This window comes from Pantoea sp. Ft-CA_14 (assembly GCF_024520875.1).
In the GTDB taxonomy this organism is placed as follows: domain Bacteria; phylum Pseudomonadota; class Gammaproteobacteria; order Enterobacterales; family Enterobacteriaceae; genus Pantoea; species Pantoea agglomerans.
Genome location: NZ_JALNPM010000006.1, coordinates 67,334 through 88,421 on the forward strand (window position 1 = coordinate 67,334; position 21,088 = coordinate 88,421).

At 58.2% G+C, this 21,088-nt stretch carries 22 protein-coding genes; 12 read left to right on the forward strand and 10 right to left on the reverse strand.

Annotated features, from left to right (window positions below; translation table 11 throughout):
* Positions 1 to 120: 120 nt before the first annotated feature.
* Positions 121 to 312 (forward strand): hypothetical protein, encoded by a 192-nt coding sequence (locus NR195_RS11200; protein ID WP_122458979.1) that lies wholly within the window; start codon positions 121 to 123, stop codon positions 310 to 312.
* 240 nt (positions 313 to 552) lie between these two features.
* Here the strand turns inward: NR195_RS11200 and ompX are convergent, their stop codons facing one another.
* On the reverse strand, positions 553 to 1,065 hold the full coding sequence (ompX, locus tag NR195_RS11205; RefSeq protein ID WP_010254344.1) for an outer membrane protein OmpX: 513 nt from the start codon (positions 1,063 to 1,065) through the stop codon (positions 553 to 555).
* Between the two features lie 368 nt (positions 1,066 to 1,433).
* Here ompX and rhtA point away from each other — a divergent pair, with 368 nt between their 5' ends.
* The 5 genes from rhtA (at position 1,434) to glnQ (ending at position 5,701) form a co-directional block, all read left to right on the forward strand.
* Complete coding sequence (gene rhtA / locus NR195_RS11210) at positions 1,434 to 2,348, forward strand: threonine/homoserine exporter RhtA (protein WP_010254339.1); 915 nt, start codon at positions 1,434 to 1,436, stop codon at positions 2,346 to 2,348.
* Positions 2,349 to 2,674: 326 nt separating this feature from the next.
* A complete protein-coding gene (dps, locus tag NR195_RS11215) occupies positions 2,675 to 3,178 on the forward strand; it encodes a DNA starvation/stationary phase protection protein Dps (RefSeq protein ID WP_010254336.1) in 504 nt (167 codons plus the stop codon).
* A 319-nt stretch (positions 3,179 to 3,497) separates the two neighbouring features.
* Entirely contained in the window at positions 3,498 to 4,244 is a 747-nt protein-coding gene (gene glnH / locus NR195_RS11220; protein WP_010254333.1) for a glutamine ABC transporter substrate-binding protein GlnH, read from the forward strand.
* Positions 4,245 to 4,322: 78 nt separating this feature from the next.
* Positions 4,323 to 4,982 (forward strand): glutamine ABC transporter permease GlnP, encoded by a 660-nt coding sequence (gene glnP, locus NR195_RS11225; protein ID WP_022625976.1) that lies wholly within the window; start codon positions 4,323 to 4,325, stop codon positions 4,980 to 4,982.
* Complete coding sequence (glnQ, locus tag NR195_RS11230) at positions 4,979 to 5,701, forward strand: glutamine ABC transporter ATP-binding protein GlnQ (protein WP_010254327.1); 723 nt, start codon at positions 4,979 to 4,981, stop codon at positions 5,699 to 5,701. Before glnP ends, glnQ begins: the two co-directional genes overlap by 4 nt.
* A gap of 314 nt (positions 5,702 to 6,015) precedes the next feature.
* Here the strand turns inward: glnQ and rlmF are convergent, their stop codons facing one another.
* On the reverse strand, positions 6,016 to 6,948 hold the full coding sequence (gene rlmF / locus NR195_RS11235; RefSeq protein ID WP_256844522.1) for a 23S rRNA (adenine(1618)-N(6))-methyltransferase RlmF: 933 nt from the start codon (positions 6,946 to 6,948) through the stop codon (positions 6,016 to 6,018).
* Positions 6,949 to 7,089: 141 nt separating this feature from the next.
* On the opposite strand from rlmF, the gene NR195_RS11240 reads away from it, so the two are divergent.
* A complete protein-coding gene (locus tag NR195_RS11240; protein ID WP_191917184.1) occupies positions 7,090 to 7,722 on the forward strand; it encodes a flavin reductase family protein in 633 nt (210 codons plus the stop codon).
* 3 nt (positions 7,723 to 7,725) lie between these two features.
* Here the strand turns inward: NR195_RS11240 and hutH (NR195_RS11245) are convergent, their stop codons facing one another.
* Genes hutH (NR195_RS11245) through NR195_RS11265 form a run of 5 tightly spaced genes read right to left on the reverse strand, consistent with a single transcriptional unit; the run spans position 7,726 to position 12,357 of the window.
* Positions 7,726 to 9,243: a histidine ammonia-lyase gene (gene hutH, locus NR195_RS11245; protein ID WP_256844523.1), complete on the reverse strand. Its 1,518-nt coding sequence runs from the start codon at positions 9,241 to 9,243 to the stop codon at positions 7,726 to 7,728.
* Entirely contained in the window at positions 9,240 to 10,034 is a 795-nt protein-coding gene (locus NR195_RS11250) for an ABC transporter ATP-binding protein (protein ID WP_022625980.1), read from the reverse strand. The genes hutH (NR195_RS11245) and NR195_RS11250 overlap by 4 nt, the downstream gene beginning before the upstream one ends.
* A 2-nt stretch (positions 10,035 to 10,036) precedes the next feature.
* Positions 10,037 to 10,768: an ABC transporter permease gene (locus tag NR195_RS11255; protein WP_010254311.1), complete on the reverse strand. Its 732-nt coding sequence runs from the start codon at positions 10,766 to 10,768 to the stop codon at positions 10,037 to 10,039.
* A gap of 8 nt (positions 10,769 to 10,776) precedes the next feature.
* On the reverse strand, positions 10,777 to 11,496 hold the full coding sequence (locus NR195_RS11260; RefSeq protein ID WP_132498854.1) for an ABC transporter permease: 720 nt from the start codon (positions 11,494 to 11,496) through the stop codon (positions 10,777 to 10,779).
* Between the two features lie 12 nt (positions 11,497 to 11,508).
* Positions 11,509 to 12,357, reverse strand: coding sequence for a transporter substrate-binding domain-containing protein (locus NR195_RS11265; RefSeq protein WP_256844524.1), 849 nt, complete (start codon positions 12,355 to 12,357; stop codon positions 11,509 to 11,511).
* A gap of 203 nt (positions 12,358 to 12,560) precedes the next feature.
* Here NR195_RS11265 and NR195_RS11270 point away from each other — a divergent pair, with 203 nt between their 5' ends.
* A complete protein-coding gene (locus NR195_RS11270; RefSeq protein WP_256844525.1) occupies positions 12,561 to 12,686 on the forward strand; it encodes a hypothetical protein in 126 nt (41 codons plus the stop codon).
* Here the strand turns inward: NR195_RS11270 and hutG are convergent.
* Both hutG and hutI read right to left on the reverse strand, forming a co-directional pair.
* Entirely contained in the window at positions 12,673 to 13,464 is a 792-nt protein-coding gene (gene hutG, locus NR195_RS11275; RefSeq protein WP_010254308.1) for an N-formylglutamate deformylase, read from the reverse strand. The genes NR195_RS11270 and hutG overlap by 14 nt on opposite strands.
* Positions 13,461 to 14,678 carry an imidazolonepropionase gene (gene hutI / locus NR195_RS11280; protein ID WP_256844526.1) on the reverse strand — a complete coding sequence of 406 codons (1,218 nt, stop codon included), beginning with the start codon at positions 14,676 to 14,678 and terminating at the stop codon, positions 13,461 to 13,463. The genes hutG and hutI overlap by 4 nt, the downstream gene beginning before the upstream one ends.
* 81 nt (positions 14,679 to 14,759) lie before the next feature.
* On the opposite strand from hutI, the gene NR195_RS11285 reads away from it, so the two are divergent.
* Both NR195_RS11285 and NR195_RS11290 read left to right on the forward strand, forming a co-directional pair.
* Positions 14,760 to 16,115, forward strand: coding sequence for a formimidoylglutamate deiminase (locus NR195_RS11285; RefSeq protein ID WP_256844527.1), 1,356 nt, complete (start codon positions 14,760 to 14,762; stop codon positions 16,113 to 16,115).
* The gene (locus NR195_RS11290; protein ID WP_187499885.1) at positions 16,112 to 16,654 is read left to right on the forward strand and encodes a HutD family protein; all 543 of its coding nucleotides are present in this window, start codon (positions 16,112 to 16,114) and stop codon (positions 16,652 to 16,654) included. The genes NR195_RS11285 and NR195_RS11290 overlap by 4 nt, the downstream gene beginning before the upstream one ends.
* Here NR195_RS11290 and hutC read toward each other — a convergent pair.
* Complete coding sequence (gene hutC / locus NR195_RS11295; RefSeq protein ID WP_010254300.1) at positions 16,638 to 17,393, reverse strand: histidine utilization repressor; 756 nt, start codon at positions 17,391 to 17,393, stop codon at positions 16,638 to 16,640. The two genes, NR195_RS11290 and hutC, sit on opposite strands and share 17 nt — an antisense overlap.
* Positions 17,394 to 17,719: 326 nt before the next feature.
* On the opposite strand from hutC, the gene hutH (NR195_RS11300) reads away from it, so the two are divergent.
* Positions 17,720 to 19,270 (forward strand): histidine ammonia-lyase, encoded by a 1,551-nt coding sequence (gene hutH, locus NR195_RS11300; protein WP_256844528.1) that lies wholly within the window; start codon positions 17,720 to 17,722, stop codon positions 19,268 to 19,270.
* Between the two features lie 15 nt (positions 19,271 to 19,285).
* Positions 19,286 to 20,971 carry a urocanate hydratase gene (gene hutU / locus NR195_RS11305; RefSeq protein WP_033757077.1) on the forward strand — a complete coding sequence of 562 codons (1,686 nt, stop codon included), beginning with the start codon at positions 19,286 to 19,288 and terminating at the stop codon, positions 20,969 to 20,971.
* Positions 20,972 to 21,088: the final 117 nt, after the last annotated feature.

Here is a 21,088-nt window from a genome sequence, read left to right on the forward strand (position 1 = left end):
GACGATAATGTAAGCAGCAAAAGAGCGATCCCAGTTGAATCCTCTGTTGCTCCGGTGATGATGACGCCTCTCACCGCAGGCTGCTGACTACCGCGTCGACAATGATTGGGAGGTGATTCTATGAGCACCCTGAAATGTTGCTTAGATTGCAGTAAATGCTTCCAGGCTGAGAAGAAAACAACCACGGAGATGAAATCCTGGCTGTGCCTGCTGACGCGTTCACCGTTCACACTGCGTCTGATGTTGCTGGAAAAACTGCTGGGCCATAAGTCTGACGATCGTCGCTGTGAGAATCTCATCTGGCGCGGCTAATCCTGATTCTATGCCTTTCAGCCGCTGGCTGAGAGGCGCACTCTCCCTTTCTGCTCTCTTTTTTTCCTGTTTCCCCATCGAATCAATATGACCTGCGGCTTCAAACAGCATGGCTGCTGATCGGCTACAGCGATCCGGAAAAGTCGGGAAACGTGCAGATACGAGGGAAGGGTGAGTAAATCAGCACAATAAAAAACGGCCCACAAGGGGCCGCTTTTTTGCAGGTCAGCTAAGCTAAACTTAGAAGCTGTAACCTACGCCAGCAATCCAGGTGCCAACGTCAACGTTACGGATACGGCTCTGCTCGTAACCAACGTCAACTGCGAAGTCCTGAACTGGGTTAAACTGCAGACCTGCGCCGTAAGAGAAACCTACGTCGCTTGAATCAGTTTTATCGCGTGATGAAGTATCGTTCTGCTGGAATTTACCGTAGCCGATACCCACAACACCGTAGATGCTTGCCCAGTCGTTCAGACGGAAAGCAGGACCACCGGTCACACCGTAGTACTGGCCTTTGTTATAAATGCCAGAATCGGTGTTATCTTTTTCTGTGTAGGTGAATGAACCGATCCAACCCAGTGGGTTAGAACCGTCTTCGTAGCGGTATTTCAGGTTGAAGCCGTTAGCTTTGTTAGCTACGCCCTGATAGTCGCTCTGAGCATAGCCACCAGTTACGGTGCTCTGTGCCATTGCTGAACCTGCAGATACTGCCAGTACACAGGCTAATGCTGAAAGACATGCAATTTTTTTCATAACCACCTCAAATGTGAAAATACTTCTCTCCTGACAACGCTGAAAATATAACAAAAAATAGCGAGAAACTCTGCCCGGATTTTGTTGTCTAACAGAATGTTTGGTGTAACAGGAAGTTAATGCGACAACCTATGTCATTCATTTTTCTTATAAAATCCGTCATCTTTCTGCAATAATCATTTTGTGCTCATTTCGTTCTTTAAGTTAAATCCTAAAAAAACCTGACATTTCTTTACCTAAATGGCCCTGATTCTGGCCAAAAATCGCTCAGTTGAGAGAAATTTAAAACCCCATTCCGTGATTTTTTGCCTGCTATTTCCTTTACACTGGCTGACTCATTACGTTGATGACCAGGAAAAGTACACAGGATGTCTGCCTCTCCCGCTTCTAAAAACCTTGCCCCGATAGTGATGCCGATTGCCGTGCTGCTGATTGCGATGCTGTCGCTTCAGGGCGGCGCTTCGCTGGCGAAAAGCCTGTTTCCTGCCGTTGGCGCTACCGGCATCACCGCGCTGCGTCTGGGCTTTGGCACCCTGATACTCTGTATTATCTTCAAACCCTGGCGTTTACGCTTTAGCCGGGAGCAACGTCTGCCACTCCTGATGTATGGACTGGCGCTGGGCACAATGAATTTCACGTTCTATCTGGCGATTCGTACCGTGCCGCTGGGTGTGGCGGTGGGACTGGAATTTACCGGCCCACTGGCGCTGGCGCTATTCGGATCGCGCCGGCCACTGGATTTTGTCTGGGTGCTGCTGGCCGTGATTGGTCTGTGGTTCCTGCTGCCTTTTGGCACAGGCATGACTGCGATTGATCCGCTGGGCGCTGCGCTGGCAGTGAGCGCAGGCGCCTGCTGGGCGATCTATATCCTGGCGGGACAGCGGGCAGGCGCAGAACATGGCCCGGCGACAGTGGCTATCGGGTCGCTGATTGCCTCAGTGATTTTTGTACCGCTGGGGCTGACGTTCGCAGAAAGTGGTATCTGGACATGGGCCGTTATGCCGATCGCGTTGCTGGTTGCCCTGCTCTCCAGCGCCATCCCCTATTCGCTGGAGATGATCGCCCTCACCCGCTTACCGGCGCGCATCTTCGGCACGCTGATGAGTCTGGAACCCGCCATGGCTGCCTTTTCAGGCATGCTGTTTCTGGGGGAAACCCTGACCGGGCTTCAGTGGCTGGCGCTGCTGGCGATCATCATCGCCTCGGCAGGTTCAACGCTGACCATGCGGCCGAAAAAGAGTCAGTTAAACAGCGTTGAATTATCAGACGATATCCAAAAATAAACGCTATCCGCCCCGCCTGCTGGCGGGGCTAAATAATAATCATGCTCATCATGAGAATTATTCTTAATTTTCACTCCTTCCTGCGCTGTCTATTTTGAAACAGACACTTACCAGTTATTTACACAATAGAGTAACATTATGATTTAAATAGCTATTTATCTGTTTTTATATTTTAACATGGCATTGACCTTCTTAGCCCAGCTCTGCTTTGACTAAAGACGCACGCTATTTCATCCATCGACAAAGTCGTTTCTGCAAAGCTGAAAAGCGCTGCTATACTTATTCGGTACTTGATTAGGACAACCATCAAAGAGAGGACTGAAACGATGAGTACCGCTAAATTGGTTAAAACTAAATCTTCTGACCTGATTTATACCCGCAATGATGTGGCCGAAGACGATAAAAAAGCCACCATCGCGGTGTTAAACCGTCTGGTAGTCGAGTTTATTGACCTGTCATTGATCACTAAGCAGGCGCACTGGAACATGCGCGGTGCTAATTTTATCGGTGTGCATGAGATGCTGGACGGCTTCCGCACCGCGATTACCGATCATCAGGATACTATTGCCGAGCGTGTGGTTCAGCTGGGTGGCGTGGCGCTGGGCACCACGCAGGTCGTTAACGATACGACTCCGCTGAAGAGCTATCCGCTGAATATTCACAGCGTTCAGGATCATCTGAAAGCGCTGGCAGACCGTTACAGCGTTGTCGCGAATGACACCCGTAAAGCAATCACTGAAGTGAAAGACGAAGATACCGCTGACATCTTCACTGCGGCATCACGTGACCTTGATAAATTCCTGTGGTTTATCGAAGCGAACATCGAATAAGACTCAATGCAGTCTGTCAGGCGGGGAAACCCGCCTTTTTTACGTCTGTGTTACCGCATTTTTATGACCCTGTTAACAGTTCTTCCCTCCTCCGCTTCACAGCCTTAACATCTGAGGCACACTACCGCTTGCACCAAAACAGCCACCTGCACCAAAACTGAGCACCAAACTGGTGCAATGGCAGAATTAACTGCAAAATCGTGTCAGCTATGTTATTTAACTCTCTGATTTCGCGGATTTTGCAAAGTTGGCATAATTCTTTCATATGACAAGCCGCAAACGCAGGCCCTGCCGCCTGGTAGTAAAAAAAGGAAAAATGATGAAGTCACTGTTAAAAGTTTCTGTGGCCGCGCTGGCGCTGGCCTTCTCTCTCTCTTCCACTGCAGCAGACAAGAAGCTGGTCGTCGCCACGGATACCGCCTTTGTTCCGTTTGAATTTAAACAGGGTGATAAATATGTCGGCTTCGATGTGGATCTGTGGGATGCCATTGCGAAAGAGCTGAAGCTCGATTACACCCTGAAGCCAATGGACTTCAGCGGCATTATCCCTGCACTGCAAACGCGCAATGTCGATCTGGCACTGGCGGGTATCACCATTACCGAAGAACGTAAAAAAGCGATTGAGTTCTCTGACGGCTATTACAAAAGCGGTCTGCAGGTGATGGTGCGTAACAATGAAAACGACATCAAAGGCATCAGCGATCTGAACGGTAAAGTGGTCGCAGTGAAAAGCGGCACCGGCTCCGTGGAATACGCGAAAGCCAACATCAAATCCAAAGATCTGCGTCAGTTCCCGAATATCGACAGCGCCTATATGGAGCTGGGCACCAACCGTGCGGACGCCGTGCTGCATGACACGCCTAACATCCTTTACTTCATCCATACCGCCGGTAAAGGCCGCTTTAAAGCGGTAGGCGATTCAATTGAAGCGCAGCAGTATGGTATCGCCTTCCCGAAAGGCAGCGACGATTTACGTGAAAAAGTAAACGGCGCACTGAAAACCCTGAAAGAGAACGGCACCTACAACACGCTCTATAAAAAATGGTTTGGCACCGAACCTAAATAATAATTTGCCCGTTATCTGATTTCAGCAGGGGAACTTTTTCCCTGCTTTTTTCCATCGCAACATATCTGGAGTGACACCATGGAGTTTGACTGGAGCGTCATCTGGCCCGCCATGCCAGCGCTGCTTGAAGGCGCTAAACTGACCTTAATTATCTCAATTATTGGACTGGTTGGCGGCCTCTTCATCGGCCTGGTAGCGGGCTTTGCCCGCGCTTACGGTGGCTGGATCACCAATAACATCGCACTGGTGTTTATCGAAATCATTCGCGGCACCCCTATCGTGGTGCAGGTGATGTTTATCTATTTTGCTTTACCGATGGCGTTCCCCGACCTGCGCATTGATCCCTTCAGCGCGGCGGTGGTAACCATCATGATTAACTCCGGCGCTTACATTGCCGAGATTACTCGTGGTGCCGTGCTGTCGATCAACAAGGGCTTCCGCGAAGCCGGACTGGCGCTTGGCCTGTCGAGCCGCGAGACGCTGCGCTACGTGATTATGCCGCTGGCGCTGCGCCGTATGCTGCCACCGCTGGGCAACCAGTGGATTGTCAGCATCAAAGATACTTCGCTGTTTATCGTTATCGGCGTGGCTGAACTGACTCGTCAGGGTCAGGAGATTATTGCCGGTAACTTCCGCGCGCTGGAAATCTGGAGCGCCGTCGCGATTATCTATCTGGTTATTACGCTGGTGTTGAGCTTTGTGCTGCGCCGCATTGAGAAAAGGGTGAAAATCCTGTGATTGAATTTAAAGATGTCTCCAAGCATTTTGGCCAGACCCAGGTGCTGCACAATATTGACCTGAAGATTAACCAGGGCGAAGTGGTGGTGATTATCGGCCCATCCGGTTCCGGTAAATCAACCCTGCTGCGCTGCATTAACAAGCTGGAAGAGATCACCAGTGGCGAACTGATTGTCGATGGCCTGCGCGTCAATGATCCAAAAGTCGATGACCGCCTGATTCGTCAGGAAGCGGGCATGGTGTTTCAGCAGTTTCATCTGTTCCCACAGATGAGTGCGCTGGATAACGTCGCCTTTGGTCCTATCCGTGTGCGCGGTGCCAGCAAAGAGGCGGCACGCCAGCTGGCGCGTGAGCTGCTGGGCAAAGTGGGCCTCGCCGAGCGCGCGCACCACTTCCCGTCTGAGCTTTCCGGCGGCCAGCAGCAGCGCGTGGCGATTGCCCGTGCGCTGGCAGTTAAGCCGAAAATGATGCTGTTTGATGAGCCAACCTCAGCGCTCGACCCGGAACTGCGTCACGAAGTGCTGAAGGTGATGCAGGATCTGGCGGAAGAAGGCATGACGATGGTGATTGTGACGCACGAAGTAGGCTTCGCACAGAAGGTGGCCTCACGGCTGATCTTTATCGATAAAGGCCGGATTGCGGAAGATGGCGATCCCGACAGCCTGATCAGCAACCCACCGAGCGAGCGTCTGCGCGAATTCCTGCAGCACGTCTCCTGATCAAAATGGGCCGCTAAGCGGCCCGTTAAAACTGATGACAATCCAAACCAGGGTAAATCTGGCAGCAACGAATAAACCCGAAGCACAGGGAACCCGGTCAGAAGAGGAAAGCGTCCCGCGCCAGGGACGGCGCGGGCCGAGCGTGTCATGGATGACAGCCTTTGCGTCTTTCCGATCTGACCGGGTTCCCTGTGCCAGCTCGGTCTTACCTCCACCGAGTCGGGCGTTGTCAACAATCAAAATGGGCCGCATCGCGGCCCGTTCTATTTTACTCTTCGCCCACAGATACACCTGTTACCATGTAAAGCGACACCTCAGTTCCCCAGGCGACTCAGCAGTTTAGTGCGCTGGGCGGCAGGCATAAAACTCCACGCCAGGAAGCGACTCTGCTTCTGACCCTGCGCCATATTAACCACCCGCATCTCCGCCACGTCGAGCGCCTGCAGCTGTTTTTCCAGCGCCGGTAAGTTCTCTTTGCGCGACACCAGCGAGGTAAACCAGCCGATCTGACGACTAAACGCCACGCTCTCGGCGATCATCTTGCCGATAAAGCCCTTTTCGCCACCGGGATACCACAGCTCATTGTGCTGGCCGCCAAAGTTGAGCGGCGCACTCTTATCCAGTCCGAGATTGCGGACCTTACGCTGCGATCCCGATACCGCCTCTTCCGCCGACGCGTGGAACGGCGGATTACACATCACAGCACTGAAAAATTCAGTTTTACTGACCACACCTGCCAGCACCGCATCGCTGTTTTTCTGACGACGCAGACGGATCTGGCGCGTCAGGCGCGGATTGGCCGCAACAATGCGGTTAGCAGCTTTGATGGCGGCTTCATCGACTTCGGTGCCGGTAAAGCGCCAGCCATATTCTGCCGCGCCAATCAGCGGATAGATGCAGTTTGCACCGCAGCCGACATCCAGAACGTCCGCCGTCGGGATCACGCCATTGTTATCCAGCGCCAGCAGATCGGCAAGGTAGTGCAGATAATCGGCGCGTCCCGGCACGGGCGGGCAGAGTGAGCCGGGAGCCAGCTGCCAGTCGATGTCGTAAAATAGTTTGATCAGCGCCTGGTTCAGCAGCATCACCGCCTCCGGGTTCGCGAAATCCACGGACTGCACGCCATACCCATTGGGCCGGACTTTGGCTTTCAGCGGCGGATGGGCAGCGGTTAACGCGGCAAAATCGTATTCGCCCTGATGGCGATTGCGGGCGTGGAAGGGCGACGTGCTGGCTGACTTTTTCATACGTTCTCTCAATTATTCAGGCGCGCGTACAATACGCTGTAGGCGGCGGAAAATAAACCCGCACCATCCGCTTACCTCTTTCCGATTCCGTCGGGCGATGCTGTCGGGCTAAGATAAATAAAATTCCCTGCTGGAGAAGTTATGACCCGGAAACGCTATTCCTATCAACCCCGTGCTGGTCACGGTCTGCCGCACGATCCGCTGAACGCCATTATCGGGCCGCGCCCGATCGGCTGGATTAGCTCAGTGAGCAGCAGCGGCCAGCGCAATCTGGCACCTTACAGCTTCTTTAACTGTTTCAACTATCATCCGCCGATTATCGGTTTCGCCAGTAGTGGCTGGAAAGACAGCGTGAGAAATATTGCTGAGACAAAAGAGTTTGTCTGGAACCTTGCGACCCGTCCGCTGGCGGAAGCGATGAACGAGAGTTCCGCCTCGCTACCTGCCGATCAGGATGAGTTCGCCTTTGCCGGTTTAACGCCGCTGGCGCCTTCACAGGTCAGCGCCAGTCTGGTGGCAGAGAGCCCGGTCAACTTCGAGTGCCGACTGACGCAACTGATTCAGCTGCAGGATGCCAGCGGCAATCTGATCGACAGCTGGCTGGTGCTGGGTGAAGCGGTGGCGATTCACATCGATGAATCGCTGCTGGAAGAGGGCATTTATCAGACCGCTAAAGCCGAGCCGATTCTGCGCGCGGGCGGCCCCAGCGCCTATTACGGCATCAGCGAAGCGCAACGTTTTGATTTAGTCCGTCCGGACGCGCGCCGCAGGTAATCCTCACCCCACAAGCGCATCGGCCCGGTGCGCTTTAATCTGAGCTACCGCGCGGGCGATGTCGGGTGCCAGCCAGCGATCCTGCTGCCAGCGCTCAACAACCTGCCGCAAATGCTGCCAGGCGCGCCGCGTGCCTGCTGCCAGCTGTGACTCACCGTGAAACTCCAGCGCCTGCGCCGCCAGCAGATACTCAATCGCGATAATGTGATCAACATTGCTGACCAGTTTCAGCAGCTTCAGCGCCGAGCCGGTGCCGAGGCTCAGATGATCCTCCTGTAATCCTGAAGTGACATAGTTATCAAGCACCGCAGGCTGCGCCAGCTGACGATTCTCCGCGCAGAGTGATGCCGCCACGTACTGCGCAATCATCATGCCTGAATTGACGCCCGGCTCGGCGACCAGAAATGGCGGCAGGCCGCTGACCAGCGGATTCACCAGCCGATCAAGCCGTCGCTCGGCGATGCTGCCCAGCTCCGCCATCGCAATCGCCAGCAGGTCGCAGGCCATTGCCACCGACTCGCCATGCGGATTGGACTGTGACACCACGCGCCAGGCCTGCGGCGTCCCCAGCACCAGCGGATTGTCGGTACAGGCGTTGAGTTCGGTCTCCACCTGACGGACAGCATGACTAAACTGATCGCGGCAGGCGCCGTGCACCTGCGGCATTGAGCGCAGACTGAGTGCATCCTGAGTCCGGATGCCAACGCTGGCTTTCAGCAGCGGGCTGTCACTCAGCAACTGGCGCAGGCGTTCGCCGCTGCGCTGAATCCCCGGGCTGGCCTTCAGCGCCAGCACCTCAGGGTCAAACGCCACCAGCTGACCGCGCAGCGCCTCAAAGCTCATCGCACCGGTAACGTCTGCCCAGTCCAGCAGCCGTTCGGCATCGTCCAGCGCCAGACAGGCTAAGCCGGTCATGCAGGGCGTGCCGTTGACCAGGCTCAGCCCCTCTTTGGCACCAGGCCGGTAAGGGGCTAATCCCGCCTGGGCCAGCGCCTGCTGCGCGGGCATGATTTCGCCCTGCCACTCCACCTCGCCGATGCCAATCAGCGCCAGGCCGATATGCGCCATGTGGGTCAGATATCCCACCGACCCCTGCGACGGTACCTGTGGCGTAATCTGCAGGTTTAGCAACGCCAGGAGATGTTGCACCAGCGCCACTGAAACACCTGATTTTCCGTGACTGTAGTTCGCAATCGCAGCGCACAGAATGGCGCGGACCTCGGGTTTTGCCAGCACCGGCCCGACGCCACAGGCATGACTCAGCAGGGTATTGCGCGACAGCTGGCTCAGCTCATCTTCAGACAGGGTGATGTTGCACAACGCCCCCAGCCCGGTATTGATGCCGTAAGCCACCTGCCCCGCCGCCACGATATTCCCGACGATTTCACGGCTCTGCGCAATGCGCTGCCAGGCACTGTCGCTCAGCGTCAGGGTGGCACCGTGCCGGGCGACCTGCACCAGCGCCTGCCATTTCAGCGGGCCATCGCCCCAGACCAGCGTCTGACGTATCACGTCGCTCATACCACCGGCTCCACCTGATGATGACTGGAGATAAACTGCTTAAAGCGCGCCGATCCCGCCTCGCCGAACATCGCCTCTGGCGTGCCCTGACAATCAATAGTGCCCTGATGCATAAACACCACCCGGTTAGAGACGTTGCGGGCAAAACCCATCTCATGGGTCACCACCAGCATGGTGCGGCCCTCTTCCGCCAGGCTGCGCATGACCTTCAGCACCTCGCCTACCAGTTCCGGATCGAGTGCCGAAGTTGGCTCATCAAACAGCATCACCTCCGGGTCCATTGCCAGCGCACGGGCGATCGCCACCCGCTGCTGCTGACCGCCTGAAAGCTGGGCGGGATAGAAATCTTTGCGATTCAGCAGACCGACCCGATCCAGCAGCTGTTCCGCCTGGGCAATACAGGCTTTTTTATCGCGCTTGAGGACGTAGTGCGGCCCTTCAATGACATTTTGCAGCACCGTCAGGTGCGACCAGAGGTTAAAGCTCTGAAACACCATACCGAGCCGGGAGCGCAGCCGCTCAATCTGACGCGGGTTAGCCGCCAGCTGGTGTCCCCGGGCATGGCGCTTCATCTCAATGGTTTCACCGCCCACGCTGACCACGCCCGCGTCAGGCGTCTCAAGCAGATTAATGCAGCGCAGCAGCGTACTTTTGCCCGAGCCGCTGGCACCGAGTATTGAGATAACATCGCCCTGGTGCGCCTGCAGCGAGATGCCTTTCAGCACCTCCATGGCGCCAAAGGATTTATGGATATCGCTGGCCGACAGCGTGACGGGTGGCAGTTCAGACATGTTTATTTTCCTCCAGGAATCGGCTTAGCGGCCGGTAACGGCTTTTTTTCCGGTTTATGAACCGGCGTCAGACGCCGCTCCAGCAGGGCATAGAGTTGCACAATGATGAAGTTGAGGATCAGGTAGATTGCCGCCGCACAGAGAAACACCTCCATGGTGCGGTAAGTACGCTGGATAATCTGCTGCGCCACCCCGGTGACATCCCAGACCGTGACCAGACTGGCCAGCGCGGTCGACTTCACCAGCAGAATCGCCTCGGTGGAGTAAGCGGGCAGCGCATAACGCAGCATCACCGGCGCGATAATGCGCCGCAGCAGCAGCCCGCGCGACATGCCGCACGCCATCCCCGCCTCCACCTGACCGGGCGGCACAGCCAGCAGCGCACCGCGCAGGATCTCCGCGGTGTAGGCGGCGGTGCAGAGCGACAGTGCCAGCACCGCACAGGTAAAGGGCTCACGCAGAAACGGCCAGAAGAGACTGTGCCGGATCACACCAAACTGCCCCAGACCGTAGTAGATCAGAAACAGCTGGATCATCAGCGGCGAGCCGCGAAACACCAGAATGTAGCCACGGGCAAAAGCACTCAGCAGACGCCAGCGGCTCATGCGAAGCGCCAGAATACCCACCGCCAGCACGCCACCGCACAGAAAGGCGCTGATAAACAGGCCCAGCGTAACCGGCAACGCGGCGCTGAGTTTCAGGAAGGTGTCAGTGAGGAACGCGAAATCGATCATAAATCTCCTTAATGCTGTGCAGCGGTGCGGCTTTGCCAGGCGCGACCAAGACGGGATTCAGCCCGCAGAAAGGCGCGGTTCGACAGCAGCGTCAGCAGCAGATAACAGGCACCGCCCACCAGATAAAAGGAGAAGTAATCACGGGTGGAGCCGGCCGCAATCTGGCTGGCCCGCATCAGCTCGACAATGCCGGTCACTGACACCAGCGCCGAGTCTTTCAGGCTCATCTGCCAGACGTTTGACAGGCCAGGCAGCGCATAGCGCGCCACCTGCGGCAGCAGGATGCGTTGCCGGATACGCCAGCGCGGCATACCAATAGCGACAGCGGCTTCGATCTCCCCTTTCGCCAGGGCCAGCCGTGCGGCACGATAGACTTCCGCCTGGTAAGAGCCGGAGATAAGCCCGATGGCCAGCGCCCCGATCAGGAACGGCGGCGCTTCGATAAACCCGTCCGCGCCAAACAGTTGTCCGATCTGCGTGATCAATCCCGATCCGCCGAAGTAGAACAGGTAGATCACCAGCAGCTCAGGAATGCCACGAAAGATCACCGAGTAGCCTTCCCCTGCCCAGCGCACCGCGCGGTGCGTGGATAACTTCGCAGCGGCGACGCCCGATCCCACTACCGCACCGACCAGCAGCGCGGCAAATGAGAGCAGCAACGTCGTCAGCGTGGCACTCAGAATCAACCGTCCCCAGCCCTCCGGGCCAAAACTCAGCAGGCTTATCATCAGTTACCTCACTCAGGGTGTGACGTCAGTTTTGAACCACTTCTCGCTCAGCTTTTTCACTGTGCCATCGGCCAGCGCGGCTTTGATCGCCTGATCCAGCCGGGCTTTCAGATCGTTGTCTGCCATGCGCACGCCCATCGCCTCGCCCTCACCCCAGATTGAGCCGCCCAGCTGCGGACCGCTAAAGCTGAGGTTACGGTTATCCGGTCGCGCCAGCATCGACTGCGCAAAGGTCACATCGTCAAACACTGCGTCAATTCGCCCCGCCTGCAAATCGAGGATCGCATCGGCTGAGCTGGTGTATTCACGGACATCCGCCACCTCTTTGAAGTACTTGTCGATAAACGGCGTGTAGACGGTGCCGGAGGCGATACCGATGGTTTTGCCCTTCAGCGCCGCTTTCAGGGGTGCGATGGCAGGCTCCACGGTTTTCTCATCGTCGGTGAGTTTGATGATCTTACTGTCGGCAGGCAGCAACGACCCTTTCACCGTGATGAAGGTGGCGGGCGTTGAGGCGTAGGGCACGGTGAAATTGATCACTTTCTTGCGCTCGGGGGTGATCACAATTGCATCCATGATCACATCATATTTTCCGGCATTCAGACCGGCGATCATTCCATCCCAGTTCTGCACCACCAGCTTGCACTGTATTGCCATACGCTGGCAGAGATCGGCCATCAGCTCCGGTTCAAAACCGCCCAGCTTGCCGCCTGGCAGGGTGAGGTTCCAGGGTTCATAACTGCCTTCGGTGGCAATGGTGATCGACTTCCACTCTTTGGCCTGGGCGCTGACGCCACAGAGCAGCAGGCTGGAAACCAGCGTAGTGAGACATAAACGACGAAGAGTCAGAGGGTGCGTCATACGGTTCTCCTGAAAGTAGCGGCCTGGTGATCACCCTGACGAGATTTAACATAAATTTCACAGGATGATATGTCATGTATATACAAGTTAACGCAGCGCAGTTCATTGCCGGCTTTATCGTTTTGTGAGCCAGACAGAATTTATTACGCAGATGGCGGTGCTGCTGCACTTGTACATACAACCAAGCAAAGGTTATGCCAGCTATGCAGAGGCGGAAAAAGGCGGCGGGAGTCTGGGAGCGGGCAGGCGACCTGCCTGACGCTGCACCCAATCAGGGCAGCGATGCACCGGAGTGGCGCATCGCTCTGGTGAGTTTTATTGCGATTTAGCCTGCGCCAGCATGGCGTGGATCAGTGCCTTAAGCACGTTCTGCAACCGGGCGGCACGCGCCTGCTGCCAGGCGTAAGGTGGGGTTTCATCCATGTAGTTGAGCTGCGCCAGCTCCAGCTGGACCGCCTCAATTTGCTGCTGCGGCTGACCGTAGGCACGGGTGATGTAACCACCTTTAAAGCGCCCGTTAATCACCCAGCTGTAGTCGTTCTGCGCCGCGCACACGGCCTCCAGCGCCGCACTCATTGCAGGCGTGCAGCTTGCGCCGTCGTTGGTGCCGATGTTGATATCGGGCAGACGGCCGTCAAACAGGCGGGGAATTTCACTGGCGATAGAGTGGGCATCAAACAGCAGCGCATAGCCATGCTGCGCTTTGAGCCGCGCCAGCTCCTGTTGAATCTGCTGATGATAGGGCTGCCAGATCTGATCGATGTAGCCCTGACGCGCCGTGTCGTCGGGTGTTTTGCCTGGCGCAAAGGTCGGTGTGCCGTCGAACAGTGTTTCCGGGAACAGGCCGGTGGTGGCGCTGGTGTAGAGCGGCTGGTTATCGGGCGGGCGATTGAGATCGACCACAAAGCGGGAGTAGCGGCCAATTAACACGCTGGCCCCGAGATCACGCACAAAATCATACAGCAGGGGAATATGCCAGTCGGTGTCGGGTAAGCCGCGCGCGGCCTCACTCAGTCCGGCTTCCACGTCGGGCGTCAGCTCGGTACCGGCGTGGGGAATGCTGACCAGCAGCGGCAGACTGCCCTGGGTAAAATGGAAAGGGTTCATTGCGGTTCTCCACGATAGATAACGGTACAGGGCAGTTCACCACCCAGCCAGTAAACCAGTTCTGCCGGACGGGCCAGCGGCCAGTGAACGAAGTTCGCCACTTTTCCCGCCTCCAGCGAGCCGTGACTGTCAGCCAGCCCCAGCGCTTTTGCCCCCCACAGCGTGACGCCCGCCAGCGCCTCTTCCGGCGTCATGCCAAACAGGATACAGCCCATATTAAGCATCAGACGCAGCGACAGCGCAGGCGAGGTGCCGGGATTGGCATCGCTGGCCAGCGCCATCGGCACGCCATAGCGCCGGAAGAGATCCACCGGCGGACGCTGCGTCTCCCGCAGCAGATAAAATGCACCAGGCAGCAGTACCGCCACGGTGCCATGCTGTGCCATCGCTCTGGCATCCTCCTCGGTGGCATATTCAAGGTGGTCCGCAGAGAGCGCCCCATAGCGCGCCGCCAGTGCTGCGCCACCTGACGCCGAGAGCTGCTCCGCATGCAGTTTCACCGGCATGCCAAGCGCCACCGCCCGATCAAACACCCGCGCCACCTGCTGCGGTGAAAAGGCGAGATGCTCGCAGAACGCATCCACCGCATCCGCCAGTCCCAGTGCCTGCACCTGCGGCAGCAGCCGTTCGCAGATGATATCGACCCAGCCATCCGGATCGTGCTTAAACTCCGGCGGAAAAGCATGTGCCGCCAGACAGGTGGCGCGCACGTCAGCAGCTACGCTCTCTCCCAGCTGGCGAATCGCCCGCAGCATCCGCAGTTCGCTCTCTTCATCCAGGCCATAGCCGGACTTGATCTCCACGGTGGTGACGCCCTCAGCCAGCAGGCGGTTAAGCCGCCAGCGAGCCGATGCCACCAGTTCCTCTTCAGTGGCGGCGCGGGTAGCGCGCACGGTTGAGAGGATGCCACCGCCCTGCGCGGCAATCTCTGCATAGCTGACGCCATTCAGGCGCTGTTCAAACTCCTGACTGCGGTCGCCGCCAAACACCAGGTGAGTATGACAATCCACCAGCCCCGGGGTCACGATGCCGCCCGGCAGATGATGATGCTGATCGGCGATGAACGCGGGCATCTCCGCCTGCGGCCCGACCCACACCAGCCTGCCCGCCCGCACCACCAGCGCCCCCTGCGGGATAAGATGGTACTTTCCGTCACGCATGGTGACCAGGTCAGCCCCGGTCCACACCGTCTCTACGCGCATCTCTTCTGCCATCGCTGCCTCATGCCTCCGCCGTTTACACTGTGCCTCAAAGTATGTATATGTATATACAACCACATCCGATGAGGATCAACCATGGCGACTTTTTTTGCCTCGCGTGCCCTGCTGGCGGAGGGCTGGCAGCAGCAGGTGCGTATCACGGTCAATCAGGCCGGTTTTATCGACTCCATTACCCCGGATAGCCACGCTGATCAGGCTATCCGGCTCAACGGCGAGGTGATCCCGGCAATCGCCAACCTGCACTCGCACGCCTTCCAGCGTGCCATGGCGGGTCTGGCTGAAGTGGCGGGCGATCCTCAGGACAGTTTCTGGACGTGGCGGGATCTGATGTACCGCATGGTGCAGCGCCTGACGCCGCAACAGGTGGGCGATATTGCCGCCCTGCTCTACATCGAGATGCTGAAAGGCGGCTACACCCAGGTGGCAGAGTTTCACTACCTGCACCACGACACACAGGGTGCGCCCTACAGTGATGATGCGATGCTGCAACAGCTGATTGAAGCGGCGGAGATCGCCGGTATCGGCCAGACGCTGCTGCCGGTGCTCTACAGCTACAGCGGCTTCGGCAGCCAGCCAGCGTCGGCGGGTCAGAAGCGTTTTATCCAGCAGACCGACCGCTATCTGCAACAGCAGGCGCGGCTTGATACGTGGCAGCAGCAAAGGCCACTGCTGAACCGTGGCCTCTGTTTCCATTCACTGCGGGCGGTGAGTGAAAGCCAGATGCAGGACGTGCTGGCGGCCAGTGATCTGACACTGCCGGTACATATCCATGTGGCTGAACAGCAGAAAGAGGTGAATGACTCGCTGGCGTGGAGCGGCGAGCGTCCGGTGGCCTGGCTGCTGAACCGCTTTGAGGTGGATGCGCGCTGGTGCCTGATCCACGCCACCCATCTGGATGAGAGTGAGCAGGCGCGTCTCGCCCGCAGCGGCGCAGTGGCGGGTCTCTGCCCGACCACCGAAGCCAACCTCGGTGACGGCATCTTTCCGGCAGTGGAGTACATCGCGCAGGGCGGACGCTGGGGCATCGGCTCTGACAGTCACGTCTCGCTGAGCACCCAGGAGGAGCTGCGCTGGCTGGAGTATGCTCAGCGACTGCGCGACCAGCGCCGCAACCGGATTACCCTGCCCGGCCAGCCGTCGGTAGGCGATCTGCTGTGGCAACAGGCAGCTGCGGGCGGTGCGCAGGCGTGTGGCATTCAGCAGGGCACGCTGGCGGTGGGACAACGTGCCGACTGGCTGGTGCTGCGGGATGAGGCGTGGCTCGGCAGCGTCGGGTCGCACGCCGTCCTCAACCGCTGGCTCTTTGCCGGGCAGCGCGATCAGATTCGGGACGTTTATGTGGCGGGTAAAGCCGTGGTAGAAGATGGGGTGCATCCGCACCAGACGGCGTGTGCCGCCCGCTTTGCTCAGGCGATGGAGACGCTGCGATGATCGCCCGGTTCACATACGCGGAGCTGGCGGTCAGCCGCTGGCGCAACGGCGGCGGCGAAACCCGCGAAATCATCAGCTTTCCACCCGGCGAGGAGCGCTTCGGCTGGCGCGCCAGCATTGCGACGCTGGCGCAGGATGGTCCCTTCTCAGCCTTTCCTGACATTGATCGGGTGATTACCCTGCTGCATGGCGATCCGGTGTTGCTGACCGCGCCGGGCGTGCAGCACTTACTGACGCCTCAGCAGCCCTGGGCGTTTGCCGGCGAACTCGCCTTAACGGCAAAGCTGCAGGGCAGCGTCAGCGAAGATTTTAATATTATGACGCGGCGCGGGGAATGGCAGGCAGCGGTGGAGGTGGTGACCACGCCGGTCAGCTCTCTGCATGGCATTGCCTGGGTGCTGGCTGGCGCCTGGCAGATGGCTGACGGGGAACGGCTGACTGCGCAGCAGGGCGCGTGGTGGGTCGATGAAGAAACAGCATTCAGCCCGTGCGATACCGATGCCCGGCTGCTGTTTACCCGTCTTAACCGTGTCCCCTGAAGCGGCCCAGTAGTTTGTAACGTGAGCCGGGATAGAGCAGCCGCGCATAGGTCACGATTTTAGTGTCGCTCCAGGTCTGACGGCGAATCAGCAGGCAGGGTTCGTGCTCATCCACCGACAGATGTTTACGCTGACGCGCATCGGGCAACACCGCTTCAACAATGTGCTCGCCCGCCGTCAGCGGCGCGACGCGCATCAGATAGGTGTAAGGCGTCATCTGCTGATAATCCTGCGTCAGGTAATCGGGTGCGACCAGCGGATTGACCAGACGGTCCTCCAGCTGCACCGGCAGATCATTTTCGTAATGCACAATCAGCGAATGATAGAGCGTCTGCCCGGTGGTCAGTCCCAGCACCGCCGCCTGCTCAGGATCGGCTTTGTCCTGGCCGATGGCGAGGATTTTGCAGCTGTGCTGATGGCCGCGCTGAGCGATCTCATCGGCGATATTATGCACCTCCAGCATGGCGGTGTAGCCTTTCATCTCCGCCACGAAGGTTCCGACGCCCTGCATCCGCACCAGAAAGCCTTCGCTGGTGAGTTCACGCAGCGCCCGGTTAATGGTCATGCGGCTGACGCCCAGTTCATTAACCAGTTCACTTTCTGATGGCACACGCTGATTCGCTTTCCACAACCCTTCACGGATCTGGCTGACGATGGCCTGCTTCACCCGCTGATAAATCGGGGCAGGCTCATCGCTCATTGCCGCCGCCAGTTGTGCCAGTGCCGTATGCTCAACCATTTGCTGTTCCTTATGCTGAAAGTCCCCTAAGTTTACTGTCTCACCGTGTGAATGTATATACATCCAGTACGCTGCGCGGTGCCCCAATGGTGCAGTCTGCGCATCCTGATGGTGCAGCCTCTGAGTAGCGCTAAATAGTCAACCCGCAGCGGACGGGCAATCGATTTTTGTGATCGGCCTGGCACGGCACTTGCTTGCTCCCTTTGATTGTATAGACAAGCATAGACAAGAATTAACGCTTATGTTTCACTCGTATTATTCCGCTGGATCAGGGCAAGGAGAGCAGTTTAGCCACACCAGCACACTTGTATAGACAGGAGTAGACTATGTCAGGTTCGTTTCAGGTTTTGCGCCTGGTGCCAGGCGAGGTGGACCTCGCCACATTACGCGCTATCTATCAGGGCAACGTCACGCTGACGCTTGATGAGCCCGCGCGTCAGGCGATTGCGGCGGCGCAGCAGACCGTGGATGCGATTGTCGCCTCTGGCAACGTGGTATATGGCATTAATACCGGCTTCGGCAAGCTGGCGCAGACGCAAATCCCGGCCAGCCGGCTGGCGGATCTGCAGCGTAATCTGGTGCTGTCACACAGCGTCGGGCTGGGCGATCTGCTACCCGACAATGTTACCCGCCTGGTGGTCGCCACCAAAATCATCAGCCTGGCACGCGGTCACTCTGGCGTGCGAATCGAACTGGTTGAGGCGCTGCTGGCGCTGTTTAATGCGGGTGTCATGCCCTGCATCCCGGAAAAAGGCTCGGTCGGTGCCTCAGGCGATCTGGCACCGCTGGCGCACATGTCCCTGATGCTGCTGGGCGAAGGTCAGGTCCGGCTCAGGGGTGAGTTGATCCCGGCAACCGAAGGCCTGGCAAGTGTAGGTCTGTCGCCGTTTGTACTCAGCCCGAAAGAGGGACTGGCGCTGCTTAACGGCACCCAGGTCTCAACTGCACTGGCGCTGCGCGGCCTGTTTGAGGGTGAAAACCTGTTTGCCGCTGGTCTGATGGCCGGTGCGCTGTCGCTGGAGGCGATTAAAGGCTCGCTAAAACCGTTCGACGCCCGTATCCATCAGGCGCGCGGCCAGCATGGTCAGATTGCCGTCGCCGCTGCCGTCAGCACCCTGATTGAGGGCAGTGAAATAGTGCTGTCGCATAAGCATTGCGGCCGCGTTCAGGATCCCTACTCCATCCGCTGCGTGCCACAGGTGATGGGTGCCTGCCTGGACAACTTCAGCCACGCCGCGCGGATTCTGGAAATCGAAGCGAACGCGGCCTCTGACAACCCGCTGGTGTTCAGTGACAGCGGCGATGTGATCTCCGGCGGCAACTTCCACGCCGAACCGGTGGCCTTTGCTGCGGACATCCTGGCGCTGGCGATTGCCGAAGTCGGGGCCATCTCCGAGCGACGGCTGGCGCTGCTGCTGGACAGCGGCTTGTCGGGCCTGCCGCCCTTCCTGGTGCGCGACGGCGGCGTAAACTCCGGCTTTATGATCGCCCAGGTGACCGCCGCAGCCCTGGCCTCTGAGAACAAATCGCTGGCCCATCCGGGCAGCGTCGACAGCCTGCCGACCTCCGCTAATCAGGAAGATCACGTCTCGATGGCGACCTACGCCGCCCGCCGTCTCGGCAGCATGTGCTTTAACAGCGCCGCAGTCGTGGGCATTGAGGCGATGGCCGCCGCACAGGGCATTGAATTCAACCGGCCGCTGAAAAGCTCTGCGCTGATTGAGCAGGCCATCGACACCATTCGCGAGCAGGTCGCCTTCCTTGAGGAGGATCGCCTGCTGGCTCCCGATATCGAGGCAATGCGTCAGTGGGCAAGTCGCACTGACTGGCCTCAGGCATTGACCGCGCTGCTGCCGAGCATGCGCCCAACTTCTTGAATTAAGGAATCTTTCATGAGCGAAACTCTTTCTCAGGCTGTGGCACGTGAAATTCGCGCGCCTCACGGTACCACGCTGCACTGCGCCAACTGGCTGATTGAAGCCGCTTACCGCATGATTCAGAACAACCTCGATCCCGATGTTGCCGAGCGGCCGGAAGATCTGGTGGTTTATGGCGGCATCGGTAAGGCGGCGCGTAACTGGGAGTGCTTCGAGCAGATCCTGCGTTCACTGCGGGCACTGCAGCCGGATGAAACCCTGCTGATCCAGAGCGGCAAGCCGGTCGGCATCTTCCGCACCCACGCGGATGCACCCCGCGTGCTGCTGGCAAACTCCAATCTGGTGCCGCACTGGGCAACCTGGGATCACTTCCATGAGCTGGATAAAGCGGGTCTGATGATGTACGGCCAGATGACCGCCGGTTCCTGGATCTATATCGGCGCGCAGGGCATCGTGCAGGGCACCTACGAAACCTTCGTGGAAGCGGGACGTCAGCACTACAACAACGACCTCAGCGGACGCTGGATCCTCACCGCCGGGCTGGGCGGCATGGGCGGCGCGCAACCGCTGGCGGGCGTTCTGGCCGGGGCCTGTGTGCTGGCGATTGAGTGTCAGGAGTCGCGCATCGATTTCCGCCTGCGTACCCGCTATGTAGATTACAAAGCCACTACGCTGGATGAAGCGCTGGCGTTAATCAGCGAAGCGACCGCGGCGAAAAAAGCGATTTCGGTCGGGCTGCTGGGCAATGCCGCCGAGATCCTGCCGGAGCTGGTGAAACGCGCCCGGGCGGGCGGGCCAAAACCGGACATCGTCACCGATCAGACCTCGGCACACGATCCGATTAATGGCTATCTGCCGGCTGGCTGGGATCTGGCGCGCTGGCAGCAGGAACGCGTCTCACAGCCGAAGGCAGTAGAGAAAGCGGCGCGTGCCTCAATGGCGGTCCACGTGCAGGCGATGCTCGACTTCTGTCATATGGGCATCCCGACCGTGGATTACGGCAACAATATCCGTCAGGTCGCGCTGGATGAGGGTGTCAGCAACGCCTTCGACTTCCCTGGCTTTGTACCGGCCTACATCCGTCCGCTGTTCTGCGAAGGAAAAGGCCCGTTCCGCTGGGTGGCGCTGTCCGGCGATCCGGAAGATATCTACAAGACCGACGCGAAACTCAAGGAACTGTTCCCGCACCACAAAACGCTGCATCGCTGGCTGGATATGGCGCAGGAGCGCATCGCCTTCCAGGGACTGCCAGCGCGTATCTGCTGGCTGGGACTGGGCGAACGGCATCTTGCCGGTCTGGCGTTCAATGAAATGGTGCGCAACGGCGAGCTGAAAGCGCCGGTGGTGATTGGCCGCGACCATCTCGACTGCGGCTCGGTTGCCTCACCTAACCGTGAAACCGAAGCGATGAAGGATGGCTCGGATGCGATCTCAGACTGGCCACTGCTCAACGCGCTGCTGAACACCGCAGGCGGTGCGACCTGGGTCAGCCTGCATCATGGCGGCGGTGTCGGCATGGGCTTCTCGCAGCACGCCGGTATGGTGATTGTCTGTGATGGCAGCAAAGAGGCGGATGCGCGTCTGGGTCGGGTGTTGTGGAATGACCCGGCCACCGGCGTGATGCGTCATGCCGACGCGGGTTATGAGCTGGCACAAAGTTGCGCGGCAGAGCATGAACTGAACCTGCCGATGCAGAAGTAATACGCTGAACGGGGCGGGCAGCGACTTGCCCCGTTTTCTTCGCATTTTTCCCTTCTGAAGCCCTGCCCGGACATCACTTCCTTATTACTTATTCCATTTTGATTTAGCCTATAGCCA